Origin of the sequence: Parvibaculum sp., from assembly GCF_039680535.1 — a bacterium.
Taxonomy (GTDB): Bacteria; Pseudomonadota; Alphaproteobacteria; order Parvibaculales; family Parvibaculaceae; genus Parvibaculum.
Genome location: NZ_JBDKSS010000006.1, coordinates 25,328 through 41,228, shown reverse-complemented (window position 1 = coordinate 41,228; position 15,901 = coordinate 25,328). Strand labels below are relative to the sequence as shown.

15 protein-coding genes are annotated in these 15,901 nt (G+C 62.8%); 9 read left to right on the top strand and 6 right to left on the bottom strand.

Going from position 1 to position 15,901, the window contains the following annotated elements; genetic code table 11:
* Positions 1 to 73 precede the first annotated feature (73 nt).
* The 4 genes from ABFC66_RS03930 to ABFC66_RS03915 are packed head-to-tail and all read left to right on the top strand — an operon-like array spanning position 74 to position 4,801.
* Positions 74 to 2,611, top strand: coding sequence for an AAA family ATPase (locus ABFC66_RS03930; RefSeq protein WP_346739658.1), 2,538 nt, complete (start codon positions 74 to 76; stop codon positions 2,609 to 2,611).
* A 20-nt stretch (positions 2,612 to 2,631) separates the two neighbouring features.
* Positions 2,632 to 3,540 carry a hypothetical protein gene (locus tag ABFC66_RS03925; RefSeq protein WP_346739657.1) on the top strand — a complete coding sequence of 303 codons (909 nt, stop codon included), beginning with the start codon at positions 2,632 to 2,634 and terminating at the stop codon, positions 3,538 to 3,540.
* Complete coding sequence (locus tag ABFC66_RS03920) at positions 3,537 to 4,397, top strand: universal stress protein (protein ID WP_346739656.1); 861 nt, start codon at positions 3,537 to 3,539, stop codon at positions 4,395 to 4,397. The genes ABFC66_RS03925 and ABFC66_RS03920 overlap by 4 nt, the downstream gene beginning before the upstream one ends.
* Before the next feature lie 29 nt (positions 4,398 to 4,426).
* Positions 4,427 to 4,801 carry a hypothetical protein gene (locus ABFC66_RS03915; protein WP_346739655.1) on the top strand — a complete coding sequence of 125 codons (375 nt, stop codon included), beginning with the start codon at positions 4,427 to 4,429 and terminating at the stop codon, positions 4,799 to 4,801.
* 85 nt (positions 4,802 to 4,886) lie between these two features.
* Here ABFC66_RS03915 and ABFC66_RS03910 read toward each other — a convergent pair whose 3' ends face one another.
* From ABFC66_RS03910 to ABFC66_RS03895, 4 genes are all read right to left on the bottom strand, one after another.
* Positions 4,887 to 6,011 carry a beta-ketoacyl-ACP synthase III gene (locus tag ABFC66_RS03910; RefSeq protein WP_346739654.1) on the bottom strand — a complete coding sequence of 375 codons (1,125 nt, stop codon included), beginning with the start codon at positions 6,009 to 6,011 and terminating at the stop codon, positions 4,887 to 4,889.
* A 325-nt stretch (positions 6,012 to 6,336) separates the two neighbouring features.
* Entirely contained in the window at positions 6,337 to 6,930 is a 594-nt protein-coding gene (locus ABFC66_RS03905) for a polymer-forming cytoskeletal protein (protein ID WP_346739653.1), read from the bottom strand.
* A 115-nt stretch (positions 6,931 to 7,045) separates the two neighbouring features.
* Positions 7,046 to 7,639, bottom strand: a complete 594-nt coding sequence (locus ABFC66_RS03900; RefSeq protein WP_346739652.1) for a DNA-3-methyladenine glycosylase I — start codon at positions 7,637 to 7,639, stop codon at positions 7,046 to 7,048.
* Complete coding sequence (locus ABFC66_RS03895; protein ID WP_346739651.1) at positions 7,629 to 8,486, bottom strand: folate-binding protein; 858 nt, start codon at positions 8,484 to 8,486, stop codon at positions 7,629 to 7,631. Before ABFC66_RS03895 ends, ABFC66_RS03900 begins: the two co-directional genes overlap by 11 nt.
* A gap of 164 nt (positions 8,487 to 8,650) precedes the next feature.
* Here ABFC66_RS03895 and ABFC66_RS03890 point away from each other — a divergent pair, with 164 nt between their 5' ends.
* Together ABFC66_RS03890 and ABFC66_RS03885 are read left to right on the top strand one after the other, a co-directional pair.
* Positions 8,651 to 9,619 carry a glycosyltransferase family 9 protein gene (locus ABFC66_RS03890; RefSeq protein ID WP_346739650.1) on the top strand — a complete coding sequence of 323 codons (969 nt, stop codon included), beginning with the start codon at positions 8,651 to 8,653 and terminating at the stop codon, positions 9,617 to 9,619.
* Positions 9,616 to 10,953 (top strand): dihydroorotase, encoded by a 1,338-nt coding sequence (locus tag ABFC66_RS03885; protein WP_346739649.1) that lies wholly within the window; start codon positions 9,616 to 9,618, stop codon positions 10,951 to 10,953. Before ABFC66_RS03890 ends, ABFC66_RS03885 begins: the two co-directional genes overlap by 4 nt.
* A 139-nt stretch (positions 10,954 to 11,092) precedes the next feature.
* On the opposite strand, the gene ABFC66_RS03880 is transcribed toward ABFC66_RS03885, so the two are convergent.
* Together ABFC66_RS03880 and ABFC66_RS03875 are read right to left on the bottom strand one after the other, a co-directional pair.
* Positions 11,093 to 11,638, bottom strand: coding sequence for a hypothetical protein (locus tag ABFC66_RS03880; RefSeq protein ID WP_346739648.1), 546 nt, complete (start codon positions 11,636 to 11,638; stop codon positions 11,093 to 11,095).
* Between the two features lie 171 nt (positions 11,639 to 11,809).
* A complete protein-coding gene (locus tag ABFC66_RS03875; protein WP_346739647.1) occupies positions 11,810 to 12,082 on the bottom strand; it encodes a Usg family protein in 273 nt (90 codons plus the stop codon).
* A 300-nt stretch (positions 12,083 to 12,382) separates the two neighbouring features.
* On the opposite strand from ABFC66_RS03875, the gene ABFC66_RS03870 reads away from it, so the two are divergent.
* Genes ABFC66_RS03870 through ABFC66_RS03860 form a run of 3 tightly spaced genes read left to right on the top strand, consistent with a single transcriptional unit; the run spans position 12,383 to position 15,901 of the window.
* A complete protein-coding gene (locus ABFC66_RS03870; protein WP_346739646.1) occupies positions 12,383 to 13,375 on the top strand; it encodes an MDR family oxidoreductase in 993 nt (330 codons plus the stop codon).
* An 18-nt stretch (positions 13,376 to 13,393) separates the two neighbouring features.
* Positions 13,394 to 15,241: an AMP-binding protein gene (locus ABFC66_RS03865; protein ID WP_346739645.1), complete on the top strand. Its 1,848-nt coding sequence runs from the start codon at positions 13,394 to 13,396 to the stop codon at positions 15,239 to 15,241.
* Positions 15,242 to 15,259: 18 nt separating this feature from the next.
* Positions 15,260 to 15,901 carry a LysE family transporter gene (locus ABFC66_RS03860; RefSeq protein ID WP_346739644.1) on the top strand — a complete coding sequence of 214 codons (642 nt, stop codon included), beginning with the start codon at positions 15,260 to 15,262 and terminating at the stop codon, positions 15,899 to 15,901.

Sequence of the window (15,901 nt, the reverse complement as noted above, 5' to 3'; positions counted from 1 at the left end):
CGCCGAATGAATTCGCCCGATAAGACAAGTGCCGCATTCCGCTGCGGCGAGCAAAAGGCGACAAAGGAAGAGCATGGCTGTCGATCCGATCCCGGTGGATCTCCTCTATCGCGCTTGCGACCTCTCGCAGTTCACCTTCGATACGACGGCGGAACTTGAGGAACTGCCGGGCCTTATCGGGCAGGAGCGCGTGCTCGATGCGCTGAGGTTCGGCACCGGCATCAAGCGCTATGGCTACAACCTCTTCGTGCTCGGCCCGGATGGCGCCGGGAAGCACGAAGCCGTGACGCGCTTCCTCGCCACCGTCGCACCGCAGCAGAAGGCGCCGTCCGACTGGGCCTATGTGAACAACTTTCAGGCGCCCAACAAGCCCATCATGCTGGAGATGGCGGCGGGCTCGGCGCGTCTGTTGAAAGAAGGCATGGGACGGCTCGTCGAGGAGCTGAAGGCGACGGTGCCCGCGGTCCTCGACAGCGAGGAATATCAGAACCGCCGGCAGTCGATCGACGAGGAATATCGCGACAGGCAGGAGCAGTCTTTCGAGACGCTGCGCGACAAGGCGGCAGGCGAAGGCATCGCCCTGTTGCGCACGCCTGCGGGCTTTGCGCTTGCGCCGGTTCATCACGGCCATGGCCGCGAGGGCGAAGTGCTGAAGCCCGATGAGTTCAGCAAGCTCTCCGAGGCCGAGCGCAAGCGCATCGAGATGACAGTACAGGGCTTGCAGAAAGAGCTGGCCGACGTTCTCGAACATATTCCCGGATGGGAGAAGGAGCATCGCGCCCGCATCCAGAAGCTCAACAGCGAGGTGGCGGAAAAGCTCGTCGAGCAGGCGATGCGCGATATCAGGACCCGCTTCGACACCATGCCCGTGGTGCGCGAGTGGCTTGCCTCGGTGGCGGGCGACCTCATCGAGAACATCGCCATCTTCGCGAGCCCCGGCGACCAGCAGCAACAGCAGATGGCGCTGGCGACGCAGGCTCTGGTGCAGGGCCAGCCGGTGCCTTTCGGCGCACTCAATCCTTTCCGACGCTATGAAGTCAATGTGATCGTCGAGAATAACGATCTCAAACGGCGTCCGGGCGGTTCGCCCTGGCAGGCAGCGGAGCCGGTTGTTGCCGATGCGGGCGGCTATATCGGCGGCGGCGCGCCCATCGTCTATGAGGATCATCCGACGCTTCAGAATCTCGTCGGCCGCGTCGAGCACATGCCGCAGATGGGTGCGCTCATCACCGACTTCATGCTGATCCGGAGCGGTTCGCTTCACCGCGCCAATGGCGGCTATCTGCTGATCGACGCCTTGAAAATCCTGCGCGAGCCGCTGGCCTGGGATGCGCTGAAGCGCGCGCTTCGGCGGCGCAAGGTGGTGATCGAGTCGCCGGGCGAGTTCCTGAGCCTTGTCAGCACCGTGTCGCTCGAGCCCGATCCGGTGCCGCTCGACGTCAAGGTCATCCTTCTTGGCGATCGCTACCTCTATTACGTGCTCTCGAATGCCGATCCGGAATTCGGCGAGCTGTTCAAGGTGGCGGCCGATTTCGAGGACGAATTCGACCGGGAGCCTGAAAACGACATTCTCTATGCGCGGCTTCTGGCCGGCCTCGCGCGGAAGGAAGAACTCCTGCCGCTCGACAAATCGGCCGTGGGGCGCGTCATCGAGCGGGCCTCGCGCCTTGCGGAAGACGCGGAAAAGATTTCGACCGCGGTGAGGCCGATTGCCGACCTGCTGCATGAGGCGGATTTTCTGGCGCGGCGAGACGATGCGACGCGCATTTCCGCGAAGCATATAGACGAAGCCGTCGATGCGCAGATCGCGCGAGCCGATCGCCTGCGCGAGCGCAGCCTCGAAATGATCACGCGCGACATCGTGATGATCGATACCGAGGGCTCCGTCATCGGTCAGGTGAATGGTCTTTCCGTGCTCTCCATGGGCTCTGTTTCCTTCGGGCGGCCGAGCCGCATCACCGCGCGGGTGCGCATGGGCATGGGGGGCTCGCGCGTTCTCGATATCGAGCGTGAGGTGGAGCTTGGCGGGCCCATTCACTCCAAGGGCGTGCTCATTCTCTCCGGCTATCTCTCGGCGACCTTCCTGCCGGAGATTCCCTTCTCAATGAGCGCGAGCCTCGTCTTCGAGCAATCCTATGGTGGTGTGGACGGCGACAGTGCTTCTTCGGCGGAACTTTATGCGCTGATCTCCGCGCTTGCCGAAGTGCCGATCGCGCAGGGGCTTGCGGTCACGGGATCCGTGAACCAGCTCGGCGAGGCGCAGGCGATCGGCGGCGTCAACGACAAGATCGAGGGTTTCTTCGACATCTGCATGCGGCGCGGGCTTACGGGCGATCAGGGCGTGCTGATCCCGGCGGCCAATGTGAAGCATCTGATGCTTCGTCAGGACGTTGTCGATGCGGTCGAGCGCGGCATGTTTGCGATCTATCCCGTGGAGCGCATCGAGGAGGGCGTCGAGCTTCTCATGGGCAAGCCGGCGGGCACGCGTGGGCCGGACGGCAAGTTCACGCCGGGCAGCGTGTTTGCGCTTGCCGAAGAGCGGCTGGCGGCCTTTGCCGAAAACCAGCGCCGTTTCGCGATGCGGCCCTTCGAAGGCAACGGAAAGAAATAGAGATGGCGGAGAGGAAGGGAGTGACAGAACCCTCCAATCGCTCCCATGAGGGAGAAGGGGCTTCCGCGTCTGCTGAAAAGCACAAGACGCTGAATCGCGTCGTCGTCGGGCTTGATACCCATTCCGTGGCGCGCGAGGCTCTTTCGCTGGCGGTGCGCCTTGCGGCCTCTGTCGATGCGCGACTCAAGGGCATATTCGTCGAGGATGAAAACCTTCTGTCGCTCTGCGGGTTGCCTTTTGCAAGAGAGATATCGCTGTCCGGCGAAGTGCGTCAGATCGAACATGGGCGGATGCTGCGGGACATGAGGGCGCAGGCCGAGACCGCGCGGCGCGTATTGCAGCGCGTTGCCTCCGAGGCGCATGTGGACTGGAGCTTCGACATTGCGCGCGGGCGCCCGCTGACATCGCTCGCCACCTTCGCAAGCTCGGGAGATACGCTCGTTCTTCGCGCGCCGGAAGGAACAGCGGGAGAAATCGGGCGTGCCGTGCGTTCCGCCACGCATGAAGTGCGGGCGGATGTCCTGCTGGTCGCGCGAGGTGTCGGCGTGGGGGCGCTTTTTGCAGGCGCGGCCTCGCGGATGGACAGACCCGCTGCCGCGGCGCGGATGGCGCGGCCGATCGCCGCCGTCGACGATGGGTCGAGCATCGGGCAGATCTGCAGCGGCTTTGCGGAAGCATTGGCGGCGCGGGCCGGGCTTCCCTTCTATCGACTGCCTATCGTCGGCCGCGACATGGCCGAAATCGCCGCGGCGGCGCGACGGGCGAACGCGGGATTGATTGTCATCAATGCGGAGCGACTCGGCAGCGATGAAGATGCGGCGAGGCTTTCGGCCGCGGCCGGTTGTCCTCTCCTCCTCCTTGGCGCCGGGCGTGATCTGCAAGGCGCCTCCATCAACCCAGAAGACCTGAAAAAGGAGACCGGGCGATGAGCATTCGCAAGATTCTCGTTCCGCTTTCTGGCGTGAATGCAGAGGCGCCCGTGGTCAGCACGGCGCTGGCGGTCGCGCGGAAATTCGGCGCACAGGTGGTGGGTCTTTTCGTGCGGCCCGACCCGACAGAAGCCTTGCCTTATCTTGGCGATGGCGTCTCCGGCCAGGTGATCGAGCAATTGATGAAGGCGGCGAAGGAGGCCTCCGACGTTTCTTCCGGCAAGGCGCGCGAGAGCTTTGCCAATGCGGTGCAAAAGTCGGGCATTCCTCTGGTCAGGGAATCCGCCGCGGGCACGCTCCCTTCCGCGCGCTTTCTCGATGTGACCGGCCATCGCGACGACGTCGTGGCGGCGCATGCCCAACTCTCGGACATCATTGTCTTCGGTGAGGCGACATCCGGCGTCGCCGGCGGCAGCACGCTCGAAGCGGCGATGATGAGCGCGGGCCGCCCGGTTCTGATCGCGCCCAAGGCGGCGGTGCCCGCCATTGGCGGCACGGTCGCCATAGGCTGGGACGACAGCCCGGTCGCGGCCCATGCCGTCACGGCGGCGATGCCCTTTCTTGACGGCGCCAACAGGGTCATCATCTTCAGTATCGGTCGGAAAGAGCTCGATCCGGCGCCAGCCAGCATGCTTGCGGATTATCTCGCGCTGCATGGCGTTTCGGCCGAAATCCATCTGGTGGAGGCGCAGGGCCAGCCGATCGGCAGTGTTCTGCTTGCAAATGCGGAAAAGGCCGGCGCCGATCTGCTCGTCGTCGGCGGATATGGCCACAGCCGGCTCCGCGAATTCATTCTTGGCGGCGCGACGCAGCACATCCGCTCGCATGCTACGATCCCGGTTCTGATGGCGCATTGATCGTCGCGCCGCATTGAAGGAAGAAAGATATGACTCTCTATCGCGTCCGCATGGTGCTGGCCCGCAACGACGAATTTCCCGAGGGCTCAAACGCCCATGGCTACGATCTCGTCGTGCCGCTGGACAACGCAGGCAAGCTCGATCCGGTGGCCTGGAAGAACCATACGAAGGATTGCATCGTGCATCGCTTCTGGAAGAACGCGGATGACCGCCGCGGGATTCTGCGCCATTCAGGCAAGAGCTGGTTCATCGATTATGACCTGAAGGCCGAGGGCGACGAAGAACCCTTCTTCAAGCTCGACCGGCACGATGTGAAGGTCGGCGAATATCTCTCGGTCACGGAAGCCGATGGCGTCAGCCACACGTTCCGCGTCGTCACTCTGGAGCCTTATGTGAAGAAGTGACACCCGTCCGGGTGTTGCCCCGGCTTACGCCGTCATGCCGGACCCTATCCGGCATGACGGCAAGCGGGAAATGCAGGGAGCGCTTTTACGCCCGCTTGCGAACCAGAATGTTGCCGGCAGAGTAGCCCGCGCCGAAGCTGCAGATGAGGCCGAGATCGCCGGCCTTCAGGTCTTCATTATACTTGCTGAAGGCAATGATCGAGCCGGCAGAACTCGTATTCGCATATTCGTTGAGAATGTTCGGCTGCTCGCCGGGGCCCGGTTCGCGACCGAGCACCTTCTTGCCGATCATGTCGTTCATGCCCTTGTTGGCCTGATGGAGCCACATGCGCTTCAGCTCATGCGGGTCGAGGCCCATATCGGCCATGTGCTCGAGAATGAGCTTCGAGACCATCGGCACGACTTCCTTGAAAACCTTGCGGCCTTCCTGAACGAAGAGCTTGTCCTTCGCGCCGATGCCTTCCGGCGTCGCGCGGTTGAGGAAGCCGAAATTGTTGCGGATGTTGTTCGAGAACTTCGTCAGCAGGCGCGTGCCGAGAACTTCCCAGGCGCCCTTCGCGGTGCAGGTTTCTTCGCGCTCGACGATGATGGCGGTGCAGACGTCGCCGAAGATGAAGTGGCTGTCGCGGTCGCGGAAATTGAGGTGGCCCGAGCAGATTTCCGGATCGACGATGAGGACGCAGCGCACCGAGCCCGAGCGCAGCATGTCAAAGGCGGTCTGAATCGCGAAGGTGGCGGACGAGCAGGCGACGTTCATGTCGAAGCCGAAGCCCTCGATGCCGAGCAGGTCCTGCACTTCGACGGCGATGGCGGGGTAGGGACGCTCGAGGTTCGAGCAGGCGACGAGCACGGCGTCGATATCGGCGGGGGTCTTGTTCGCGCGCGCCATGGCCTTCTTCGCGGCATCGACTGCCATTTCGGCGAGAATGCCAGGCTCCTCGTTCGAGCGCTGGCGCAGGCGCGGCGCCATGATCTCGGGGTCGAGGATCGCGTCCTTGTTCATCACATAGCGGGCTTCGATGCCTGACGCCTTCTGGATGAATTCCGCGCTCGATTCGTTCAGCGGTTCGACTTCACCCTTCGCGATCGCGGCGGCGTTCTTCTCGTTGAAGTTCCGGACATAGGTGTTGAAGGATTCGACGAGTTCCTGATTGCTGATCGAATAGGGCGGCGTGAATACGCCGGTCCCGCTGATGACGACTTTTGTCAATTGCACACCTGATTATTGTCGGCACGATATCCGGCGGCCTGCGGGTTAGCTCCCGTTTTGGTTCGCCCGGACGCAACGTCCCACCCCAGAATGGGCGCTAAACTAGAACACCCCGGCGATGGTTTCCACTCCCTAACCGTAATATCGATCGGTGCGGGTGGAACACCGAAAGCGCCAGACCTTTTTCAAGGCCAGCGTTCCGCTGCGTCGGGCCGGATGAGGTGGTTAATCGCAAGAACGAGGCTCAGCTTCGCGGACACCGGCGTGCGCGCCCCCGGGAGAGCGTCCGAATACGCGCACGCAGGCTGGGTCCCCTTGCGTCGGCTTATTCAGGCGATTCAACGGGACTTCTGGAGACAGGCGAAGCGGCCGGCGCCGACGGACGGGTGCCGCTGCCTGCGCCCGCATCGGCGGCCTCAATCTGGCCGGTCAGGCGGCCTCCCTGTTCGACCTTGAGTTCTCCATAACGGATCGTGCCGGTGACTTTGCCGGTCGAGTTGATCGTCAGGCATTTGCGGACGACGAGCGTTCCGTCGAAGCGGCCCTGGATTTCCGCCTGATCGACGGTGGCTTCGCCGCGCACTTCGCCCGTTTCGCTGATGGTGAGCGTGCCGCTCTCGATGGTCGCCTGCACGTCGCCCTCGATGACGAGGCTGTCGCAGGACTCGATCTTGCCTTCGAGCTTCAATCCACGGCCGACATGGAGATTGGCCGGCGTCGCGTTGGCAGAAGAAGATGAAAAGCTCTGAAGCGTTCGCACGGCTGGTTTCCTTATCTCATAGGCGGGGGTCACTGCGCGATTGGCGGACGAAGCATCGCCCTCGGTCCGCGCCGTTTTCTCGACGATGCGTGTGCCGCCTGGCGGCGACCTGTCTTCCGTCGGCTTCGAATCCGGCGTGTCCTTTGGGCGTTTGAACATCGTCCCAAGCCTCCCTGCGTTGTGTGTCGATACGACGCGAAACTAGAGCGGCAACTTGACGTGCATGCGTCCACAATGTGGCGAAACAAGGCGAAGCGGAAATAGAGCCGTTATTTCAGCGCTTTTTACGCGCGAGCTCTGCACATTCCTTGTGGCGCGTACATCCGATCATATGATCGTTGACCATTCCGACCGCTTGCGCAAATGCATAAACGATCGTCGGGCCGCAAAAGCGGAAGCCTTCGGCTTTCAGCGCCTTTGAGAGCTTCTGGCTCATCTCGGTTTCTGCCGGAACCTCGCGGATATTTTTCCACTTGTTCTGCAGCGGTTTTCCGTCGACGAAGCTCCAGATGAAATTTGAGAAGCCGTCGCGCTCCATAATATCGGCATAGGCGCGCGCATTGCCGATGGTCGCTTCGATCTTGCCGCGATGGCGGATGATGCCTTCGTTCTTCAGCAGTTTCTCGACGCGGGCGGGCGTATAGCGCGCGATGCGCTCTGGATCGAAATAGTCGAAGGCCTCGCGGAAATTCTCGCGCTTCCTGAGGATCGTGATCCAGGAAAGCCCCGCCTGGAATCCGTCGAGGATCAGCTTTTCGAAGAGCGCCCGGTCGTCATATTCCGGCACGCCCCATTCGGTGTCGTGATAGGTGAGATAGAGCGGATCGGTGCCGGGCCATGTGCATCCCGTCGAAGCTTCAGGCTTCATCGTTCGCTCCATCGAGTTCGAAATTCGCCCAATCGGGCTTTTCCGGCGTAAGGCTGGCGTCGCCTGCTTCGAGCACTGCGCCGTCGATGAGATCGAGGCGGAGAAGCGCGAGAACGCGGCCCGTCTCCGCGTCGCCGGAAAACACCATTCCCGCCTCGCGGCCCGAGGAGCGCACAGGCGTATGCGGCTTCGGCAGGTCGCCTTCGACCCGGCAGGGGATCAGGCGCTTTCTCACGCTGCCGCGCCGCTTGGTGCGCGAGGTCACTTCCTGTCCGACGAAGCAGCCCTTCTTGAAGTCGATGCCGTGCAGTTCGTCCAGATTCACTTCGAGAGGGAAGGTGCGGTCGGGCTCGAAATCATGCGCGGCATCGCCCACGCCAAGCGCGATGCGGTGGCGGTGATATTCGGCGGGGGTCGCCGGGGCGGCGTCTTTCAGCGCTTCCTCCGGCGAAGAGGTGACAAGACGGTAGCCGAGCGCCGCCAGTCTCGGGTCGGACAACGCCCCGGCGGGCGCCGCGCCCTCGCCCCAGAAGGCGATGACGGCCCGGTTGGCGCTCAGGTTTTCCAGCGTCACATCCGCGCGGAGCTTGTAGAAGGCGAGGCGCTTCAGGAGATCGGCGGCTCGTGCGCCGTCGCAATCGAGGAGAAGCGCATCGCCGTCGGCGGTGATGAAGAAGTCGAACAGGAACTTGCCCTGCGGCGTCAGGAGGCAGGCATAGACCGCATGCGCTTCCTCTACCAGATCGACGTTGTTGGTGATGAGCCCTTGCAGGAAGGGCCGCGCATCGGCACCGCCGACCCTCAAAATGCCCCGTTCCGGCAAAATCGACGCCTTCAAGCCGCTCATGTCTCTCTTATGACTTTCGTTCTGCTGTCCCGCCCGGTCCGGGCATCATGGGACATTTGGTGAGCCGTTTTGCCGCCCGCAAGCGCCCCGCCTTGGCACGGCCTGACAGCGCACCTATACTCCGCACGCTTTTTCATTTCACGGCAAGGTCGGCGTTCCGCCGGATGCGTATTCTCTTCATCACCTCAAACCGGATCGGCGATGCCGTGCTCTCGACCGGCCTTCTGGCCGGTCTGATGGAGCGCTATCCGGGCGCGAAAATCTGGGTGGCTTGCGGGCCGCTCGCGGTTCCCATTTTCGAACATGCGCCGGGCGTCGAAAAGGTCATCGTCCTCAAAAAGGCCCCTTGGGCCGGTCATTGGCGCAAACTTCTGCGGCAAACCATGTTCCGCCACTTCGAAGCGGTGGTCGATCTGCGCGGTTCCGCAACGGCTTACCTGCTCTGCGCGAAGAAGCGCCATGTGCTGAAGGCCAACCACACTCTGCACAGGGTCATTCACAATGCCGGCGTGGCGGGCTTCGACCCCGCGCCATGGCCGCGCGTCTGGCCGGGCGAGGCCGCGCGCAAACGCGCCCGCGAGCTTATTCCGGATGGCCGTGTGGTGCTGGCCATCGGCCCTTCGGCAAGCTGGCCGCGCAAGATGTGGCCGGTCGAATATGGGGCAGAGCTTGTTCGCCGCCTGACGGGCCCGGGCGGTCCGCTCCAGGACGTTCACGTTCTCATCGCCGCCGCGCCGGGCGAGCGCGAGCTTGCGAAGCCGATCATCGACGCGGTGCCGGACGAGCGGCGCATCGAACTGATCGGCGAGGATCTGAGCCTCGTCGCGGCTTGTTTCGAGCGCATCAGGCTTTATATCGGCAATGATTCCGGTCTGATGCATCTCTCGGCGGCCTCCGGCGCGCCCACGCTCGGTCTTTTCGGGCCGACGCCGGACGGGCGCTACGATCCCTGGGGCACTAACACGGCGCGCGTGCGCGGCCCGCGCTCCTACGAGCAGATACTAGCGGAAGAGGGCGAGAAATATGCGGGCGAGAGCGCCATGCGCGACCTCTCCGTCGACAAGGTTTATGATGCCGCCTGCGCCCTTCTCGCGCGGACGGACACCAAATCTCAGGCAAAGGACATCGCGTGAGCGCCAGCTACGATCTCATCTTCCGGGGCGGCACCATCGTCAATCATGACGGCGTGGGCCGAGGCGACGTCGCGGTGAAGAACGGGCGCATCGCCGCCATCGGCGATCTCGGTCAGGCAAGCGCCGGCGAAATTGTCGATGTGACGGGGCTCCACGTGCTGCCCGGCGTCGTCGACAGTCAGGTGCATCTGCGCGAGCCCGGCAACGAGCACAAGGAAGACCTGGAGTCGGGCGGCCGTGCGGCGGCGCTGGGCGGCGTGACCTCCGTCTTCGAAATGCCGAATACCAAGCCGCCGACGACGACGCCGGATGCGCTTGCCGACAAGGTCGCTCGCGCGACCCACCGCATGTATTGCGACTTCGCCTTCTATGGCGGCGCGACGACCGAGAATGTCGATCTGCTGCCGGAGATCGAGCGCATGGCTGGGTGCTGCGGCATCAAGATTTTCATGGGCTCATCCACCGGCACGCTTCTCGTCGCGAGCGATGAGGACGTCGCCCGCGTGCTCGGCGCGATCAGCCGCCGCGCGGCGGTTCACTCGGAAGATGAATTCCGCCTGCGCGACCGGCGTCCGCTTGCCGAGCTCGGCAAGGTCGAGACGCATCCGGTTTGGCGCGATGCAGAGGCGGCGGTGCTTTGCACGACGCGGCTTCTCCGGCTCGCGCGCGAGGCGGGCAAGCGCATTCATGTGCTGCATGTCTCGACCGCCGATGAAATTCCGCTGCTCGCCGCCGCGAAGGACATTGCCAGCGTCGAGGTGACGCCGCAGCATCTGACGCTTGCCGCGCCGGAATGCTACGAGGAACTCGGCTCCTACGCCGTGATGAACCCGCCGATCCGCGACGCGCATCACCGCGCCGGGCTCTGGGCGGGACTCGCTGCCGGTGTGGTCGATGTTCTCGGTTCCGACCACGCGCCGCATACCCGCGAGGAAAAGGCCGAGACCTATCCGAAATGCCCCTCCGGCATGCCCGGTGTGCAGACGCTGGTGCCGATCATGCTCGACCATGTGAATGCGGGCAGGCTGACGATCGAGCGTTTCGTCGATCTCACGTCGCATGGGCCGCAGCGCGTGTTCGGCATGGCGCGCAAGGGCCGCCTCGCGGTGGGCTACGATGCCGACCTTACCATCGTCGACATGAAGGCGAAGCGCACGATCACCAACGACTGGATCGCCAGCAAATGCGGCTGGACGCCCTATGATGGCAAGACCGTCACCGGCTGGCCCATCGGTACGGTGGTGCGCGGGCGCCGCGTCATGTGGAACGACGAGTTGATCGGCGCCGCGACCGGCGAGCCGATCGTCTTCCTGGAGGCGCTGCCGAAGGGGTAGGCCCTAGTGAAGCATTGCTGTCAGGCTTTTAAGCAGTATATCGATGCGAAGTTTTACGGCGTTTTAGGTTCGCTGATGGCTGATGTTCGAATTAGCGTCGACTAATTCAATCACTGTCCCTGCAGCGGATCTGAGGGGCTCAGTTAGAGCCTTGGTTGCTTAGCCACCTCTCCTCTCTCTCTGCCTCGAATTTGCGCCGATCGTGCCTGTTGAGAACAGGGGTGGTTACACGATCTGTGGCGCGCTCCAAGGCGTATTCACAAGTGTACACGTCACGCAAGAGCGCTCCGAAGCTGTTCTGAGCATCGTATTCAAGGAATACAGTTCGCTTTATTGGAGCATATCCATCGCTCGCTTTTTTCTTGAGCTGCGCGAGGTCGAACTCGGCAATCTTTATATCTCCTCGATAATTTTCGATCTCCAATTCGTATATCTTCACCTTCATCTGGTTGGTGGCGTCAAAATCTCGAGGGGGCGGGGTGCCAACTATGAGTCGAAGATATTCTTCGTCAGAGACGCTCTCGTTAAATACTTTTGCTGAGATCAGATTAAAAGATGATGGCGCCGCCAACTGCTTGATGAGCTCTTCCTGGCACGCACTCACTTCTGTTGGGGGGCGGAATAATCCATAGTAGATTGAAAAAATGAGAAAGAGCGGGGTTGTCAACCAAAGTAGATATTTCATGAGTCTTTGTGCAGGAAAATGAATGATGTTTTTCCTAACGCATATAGATAAGTTCGTCCAGCCGATCGCCGGGAGAAGAGGCGCAGGTGGGTGGCTGCTGTATAACTGTGTGACGTTTGACGACCCCATGACCTTTTTCAGGGCGCTTCCGAGGGGCTGACGTCGTTCGCTTTAGTGCAACGTCGCCATATAGTTTGCATACGGAAATTCGGCCGGGCTGATGATCCGCTTCGTCGCAACGCGCACGGAGTGCAGCGGGCCTTCGAGGTTTTTCTCCCAATGGTCGAGGAACTTCGTCAGCGCCGGATAGCGCGGCGCGAGGTCGTATTCCTGCCAGATGAACGTCTGGAAAAGGCCGGGATGATCCGGCATGTGGTAGAGGATTTCGGCGGTGATCAGCCGGTACCCGTCGAGCATCCTGGCGAACTCGGAAACTGTCGTCACGCAAGCACCCCCTGCTGTCCAAATGACGGACGCGTGAGGCCCAACGACTCGTTCGGCTCATCGCGCCGATGAACGAATCCTAGCGAAGGGGCAGGCGGCGCGTCGACGCCGGCGCGCTCATCTGCCTGCAATTTTTCCTTTGTGTGACATTCGCATTGGCACTCGCGAAGCGGGGCTGCTGCCGGCGGCCTCGACGCGGCGGAAGGCCTGGCTTGACCGGGGCGGCGATTTGGGTTCGTTTGTTTCCCAAAATGCCGGGCCGTCAGAAGCCCTTAGTCAGAAAAACCCGCGGGGAAGCCCATGACCGAGACATTTCACGCCATTCGCGTGTCGAAATCCGATGCCGGCCAGAAGACGGATTTCGTCGATATCACGCTTGCCGATCTCATGGAGGGCGATGTCACGGTCGCCGTCGATTACTCGACCGTCAATTACAAGGACGGGCTGGCGCTGACGGGTTCGGCGCCCATCATCCGCAGCTTCCCGCTGATCCCCGGCATCGACTTTGCGGGCACGGTCGAGACATCCTCCCACGCAGGCTTCAAGCCGGGCGACAAGGTGGTGCTTAACGGCTATGGCGTCGGCGAGGGCCATCATGGCGGCTACGCGCAGAAGGCGCGGGTGAAGGGTGACTGGCTGGTGAAGCTCCCCGCCAATATCTCGACCGCCCATGCCATGGCGATCGGCACGGCAGGCTATACGGCCATGCTTTGCGTGCTCGCTCTTGAGCATGAAGGCGTGACGCCCGACAAGGGCGATGTGCTGGTGACGGGCGCGGCGGGCGGTGTCGGCTCGGTGGCCATCGCTCTTCTGGCGAAGCTCGGCTATCGCGTGATCGCCTCGACGGGCCGCGCCTCCGAAGCGGATTACCTGAAGGGTCTTGGCGCCGCCGACATCATCGATCGCAACGAGCTTTCTGCGCCGGGCCGTCCGCTCGGCAAGGAGCGCTGGGCGGGCGCGGTCGACGCGGTGGGCAGCCACACGCTCGCCAACGTCCTGTCGATGACGCGTTATGGCGGCGCGGTCGCGGCATGCGGCCTCGCGCAAGGGCTCGACCTTCCGGCCTCCGTCGCGCCTTTCATTCTGCGCGGCATCACGCTTTGCGGCATCGACAGCGTCATGGCGCCGATGGCGAAGCGCGAGAAGGCGTGGGCACGCCTCGCCAAAGACCTCGACCTCGCCAAGCTCGATGCGATGACGTCGCGCGCGACGTTGAAGGATGTGCCGCAGCTTGGGCAGGACATCCTCGCGGGCAAGGTTCGCGGGCGCGTCGTCGTCGACGTCAACGCCTGACGCATTGGGGGGAGAAGCATGGATATGTCGAAGCCGCCGTTCCGTGAGCCGAAATATGTCGAGCGCAAGGTGGAGGTGGAGCGCAGGGAGGATGGCTCCATCATCCTGCGCAATCCGCATCCGCTTCGTGGTGTGCCGGAAAATCTGATCGCGCCTTTCCGCCGCTGGGCGGTGGAAGCGCCGGATCGCATCTGGCTCGGCATGCGCAGGCCCGCGAAGGAAGGCTTCGGCGAGTGGGAGCTTCTGACCTACAAGGATGCCGAACGGAAGATCAGCGCGATCGCGCAGGCGCTTCTCGATCGGGGGCTCGGTCAGAAGACGCCGCTGATGATCCTGTCCGGCAATTCGATCGAGCATGCGCTCATCACCTATGGCGCGATGCTGGCGGGTGTGCCCGTCGCGCCGGTGTCTCCGTCCTACAGCACGATCAGCTCGGCTTTCGACAAGCTCGAATATGTCTTCGGGCTGATCGAGCCGAAGATGATCTTCATGCAGTCAGGCGCGCCCTTCGAACGCGCGCTCGGTTCGCTCAATCTCGAAGGCATTGAACTCGTCTCGGTGGATGGGTCGCATGGCACGCGCTTCGCCGATCTTCTGGCGACGGTGCCGGGGCAGGCGGTGGAAGACGCCTATGCGCGCCTCAATGACGACACGGTCGCGAAATACATGCTGACTTCCGGTTCCACCGGGATGCCCAAGGCCGTCATCATGACGGCGCGCATGATGTGTGTGAATTCGGTCATGCCGCGCAGCCTGACGCGGCCGGAAGAAGACGATGTGCCGCCGGTGCTGCTCAACTGGCTGCCCTGGAACCATTGCTTCGGCGCAAATGCCATCCTCAACAACAACACGGTTGCGGGAGGGACGCTCTATCTAGATGGCGGACGTCCTGTCCCCGGCGGCTTCGCCGAGACGGTGATGAATTTGCGCGAGATCGCGCCGACCAATTTTTCAAGCGTGCCGGCAGGCTACAACATGCTCGTCGAGGAGCTTGAAAAGGACGACGAACTGGCGCGGCATTTCTTCTCGCGCCTGCGGACGCTTGCCTATGGCGGCGCCGCTCTCTCGCAGGACCTCTACGAGCGCATCCAGCAGGTCGCGATCCGCCTCACGGGCGAGCGCATCGTCTTCTCGTCGGGTTACGGCGCGACGGAGACCGCGCCCACGATCATGAATGTGCATTGGGCGACGGAGCGCATGGGGCTCATCGGCCTGCCGCTGCCCGGCGTCGAGATCAAGCTCGCGCCTGTGGGCCAGAAGCTCGAAGTGCGCGCGCGCGGCGCCTGCATAACGCCCGGCTATCTCAACAATCCGCTGAAGACGCAGGAAGCCTATGACGAGGAAGGTTTCTATCGTCTCGGCGATGGGGCGCGCTTCGTCGACCCGGAGCATCCGGAGGAGGGCCTTGTCTTCGACGGCCGTGTGGCGGAAGACTTCAAGCTCTCCACCGGTACATGGGTGAGCGCGGGCAAGCTGCGCGTCGATGCGCTGGCCTTCACGAACGGGCTTTTGCAGGATGCGCTGGTGGCCGGGCTCGACCGGGACTATATCGGCATTCTCGGCTTCCCCAATCTCGTCGCCTGCCGCGCGGCGGCGGGCGAGCCAGACCTCAATGTCGAGGACGTGGTGCGACATCCTGCCGTCCTCGAAGGCCTCGCGGCGGGCCTGCGGGCGCATAACAAGGACAATCCCGGATCGAGCACGCGCATCGAACGGGCGCTCCTGATGGTCGAGCCACCGAGCATCGGCGCTGGCGAATTGACCGACAAGGGGTATATCAATCAGTCTGTCTCACTTGCCCGACGGGCCGCATTGGTGGAAAAGCTTTATGCAGATCCGCCCGGCAACGACGTCGTGGTTGTGTAACGAGGAAGACGGACGGCGATGCTTGATCTTGGGCTTGTGGTGAGCGGATTGGCGATCGGAATCGCGGTGGCCGCTCCCATCGGCCCCGTTAACCTCATCGTCATCCGGCGCACCCTGCGCTTCGGCTCCCTGATCGGATTTCTTTCCGGCGCGGGAGCGGCTATCGGCGATGGCCTGTTTGCGACAATTGCCGGCTTCGGCCTCACCGCCGCAATCGACTTCGTCGTGCGCCATGAAATGACGCTGCAGCTTATCGGCGGAATTTTCCTCATTGCGCTCGGCCTTCACACCTTTCGGACGCACCCTCACCTTTATGAAGGCGTGCAGGAAAATCTGTCGGGTGCCCTGGCGCGCGTCTTCGCGACGACTTTCGCGCTCACCATCACCAATCCGGCGACCATGCTCGGCTTCATCGCCATTTTCGGCGGCGTGTCCGGGCTGACGGTGCAGGGCAATGGGTACGGCCACGCGGCTATGCTGGTGGGCTCCGTCTTTCTCGGTTCGATGCTCTGGTGGGCGGGGCTTTCCGGCTTTGTCAGTCTTTTCCGCCAACGCATGAACGACCACATGCTCGAACTGGTCAATCATGTCTCGGGCGGCCTCATCACGCTGTTTGGGCTCGTTGTGCTCGGGCGTGTGGCCTGGCGCTTTTTCGGTTAA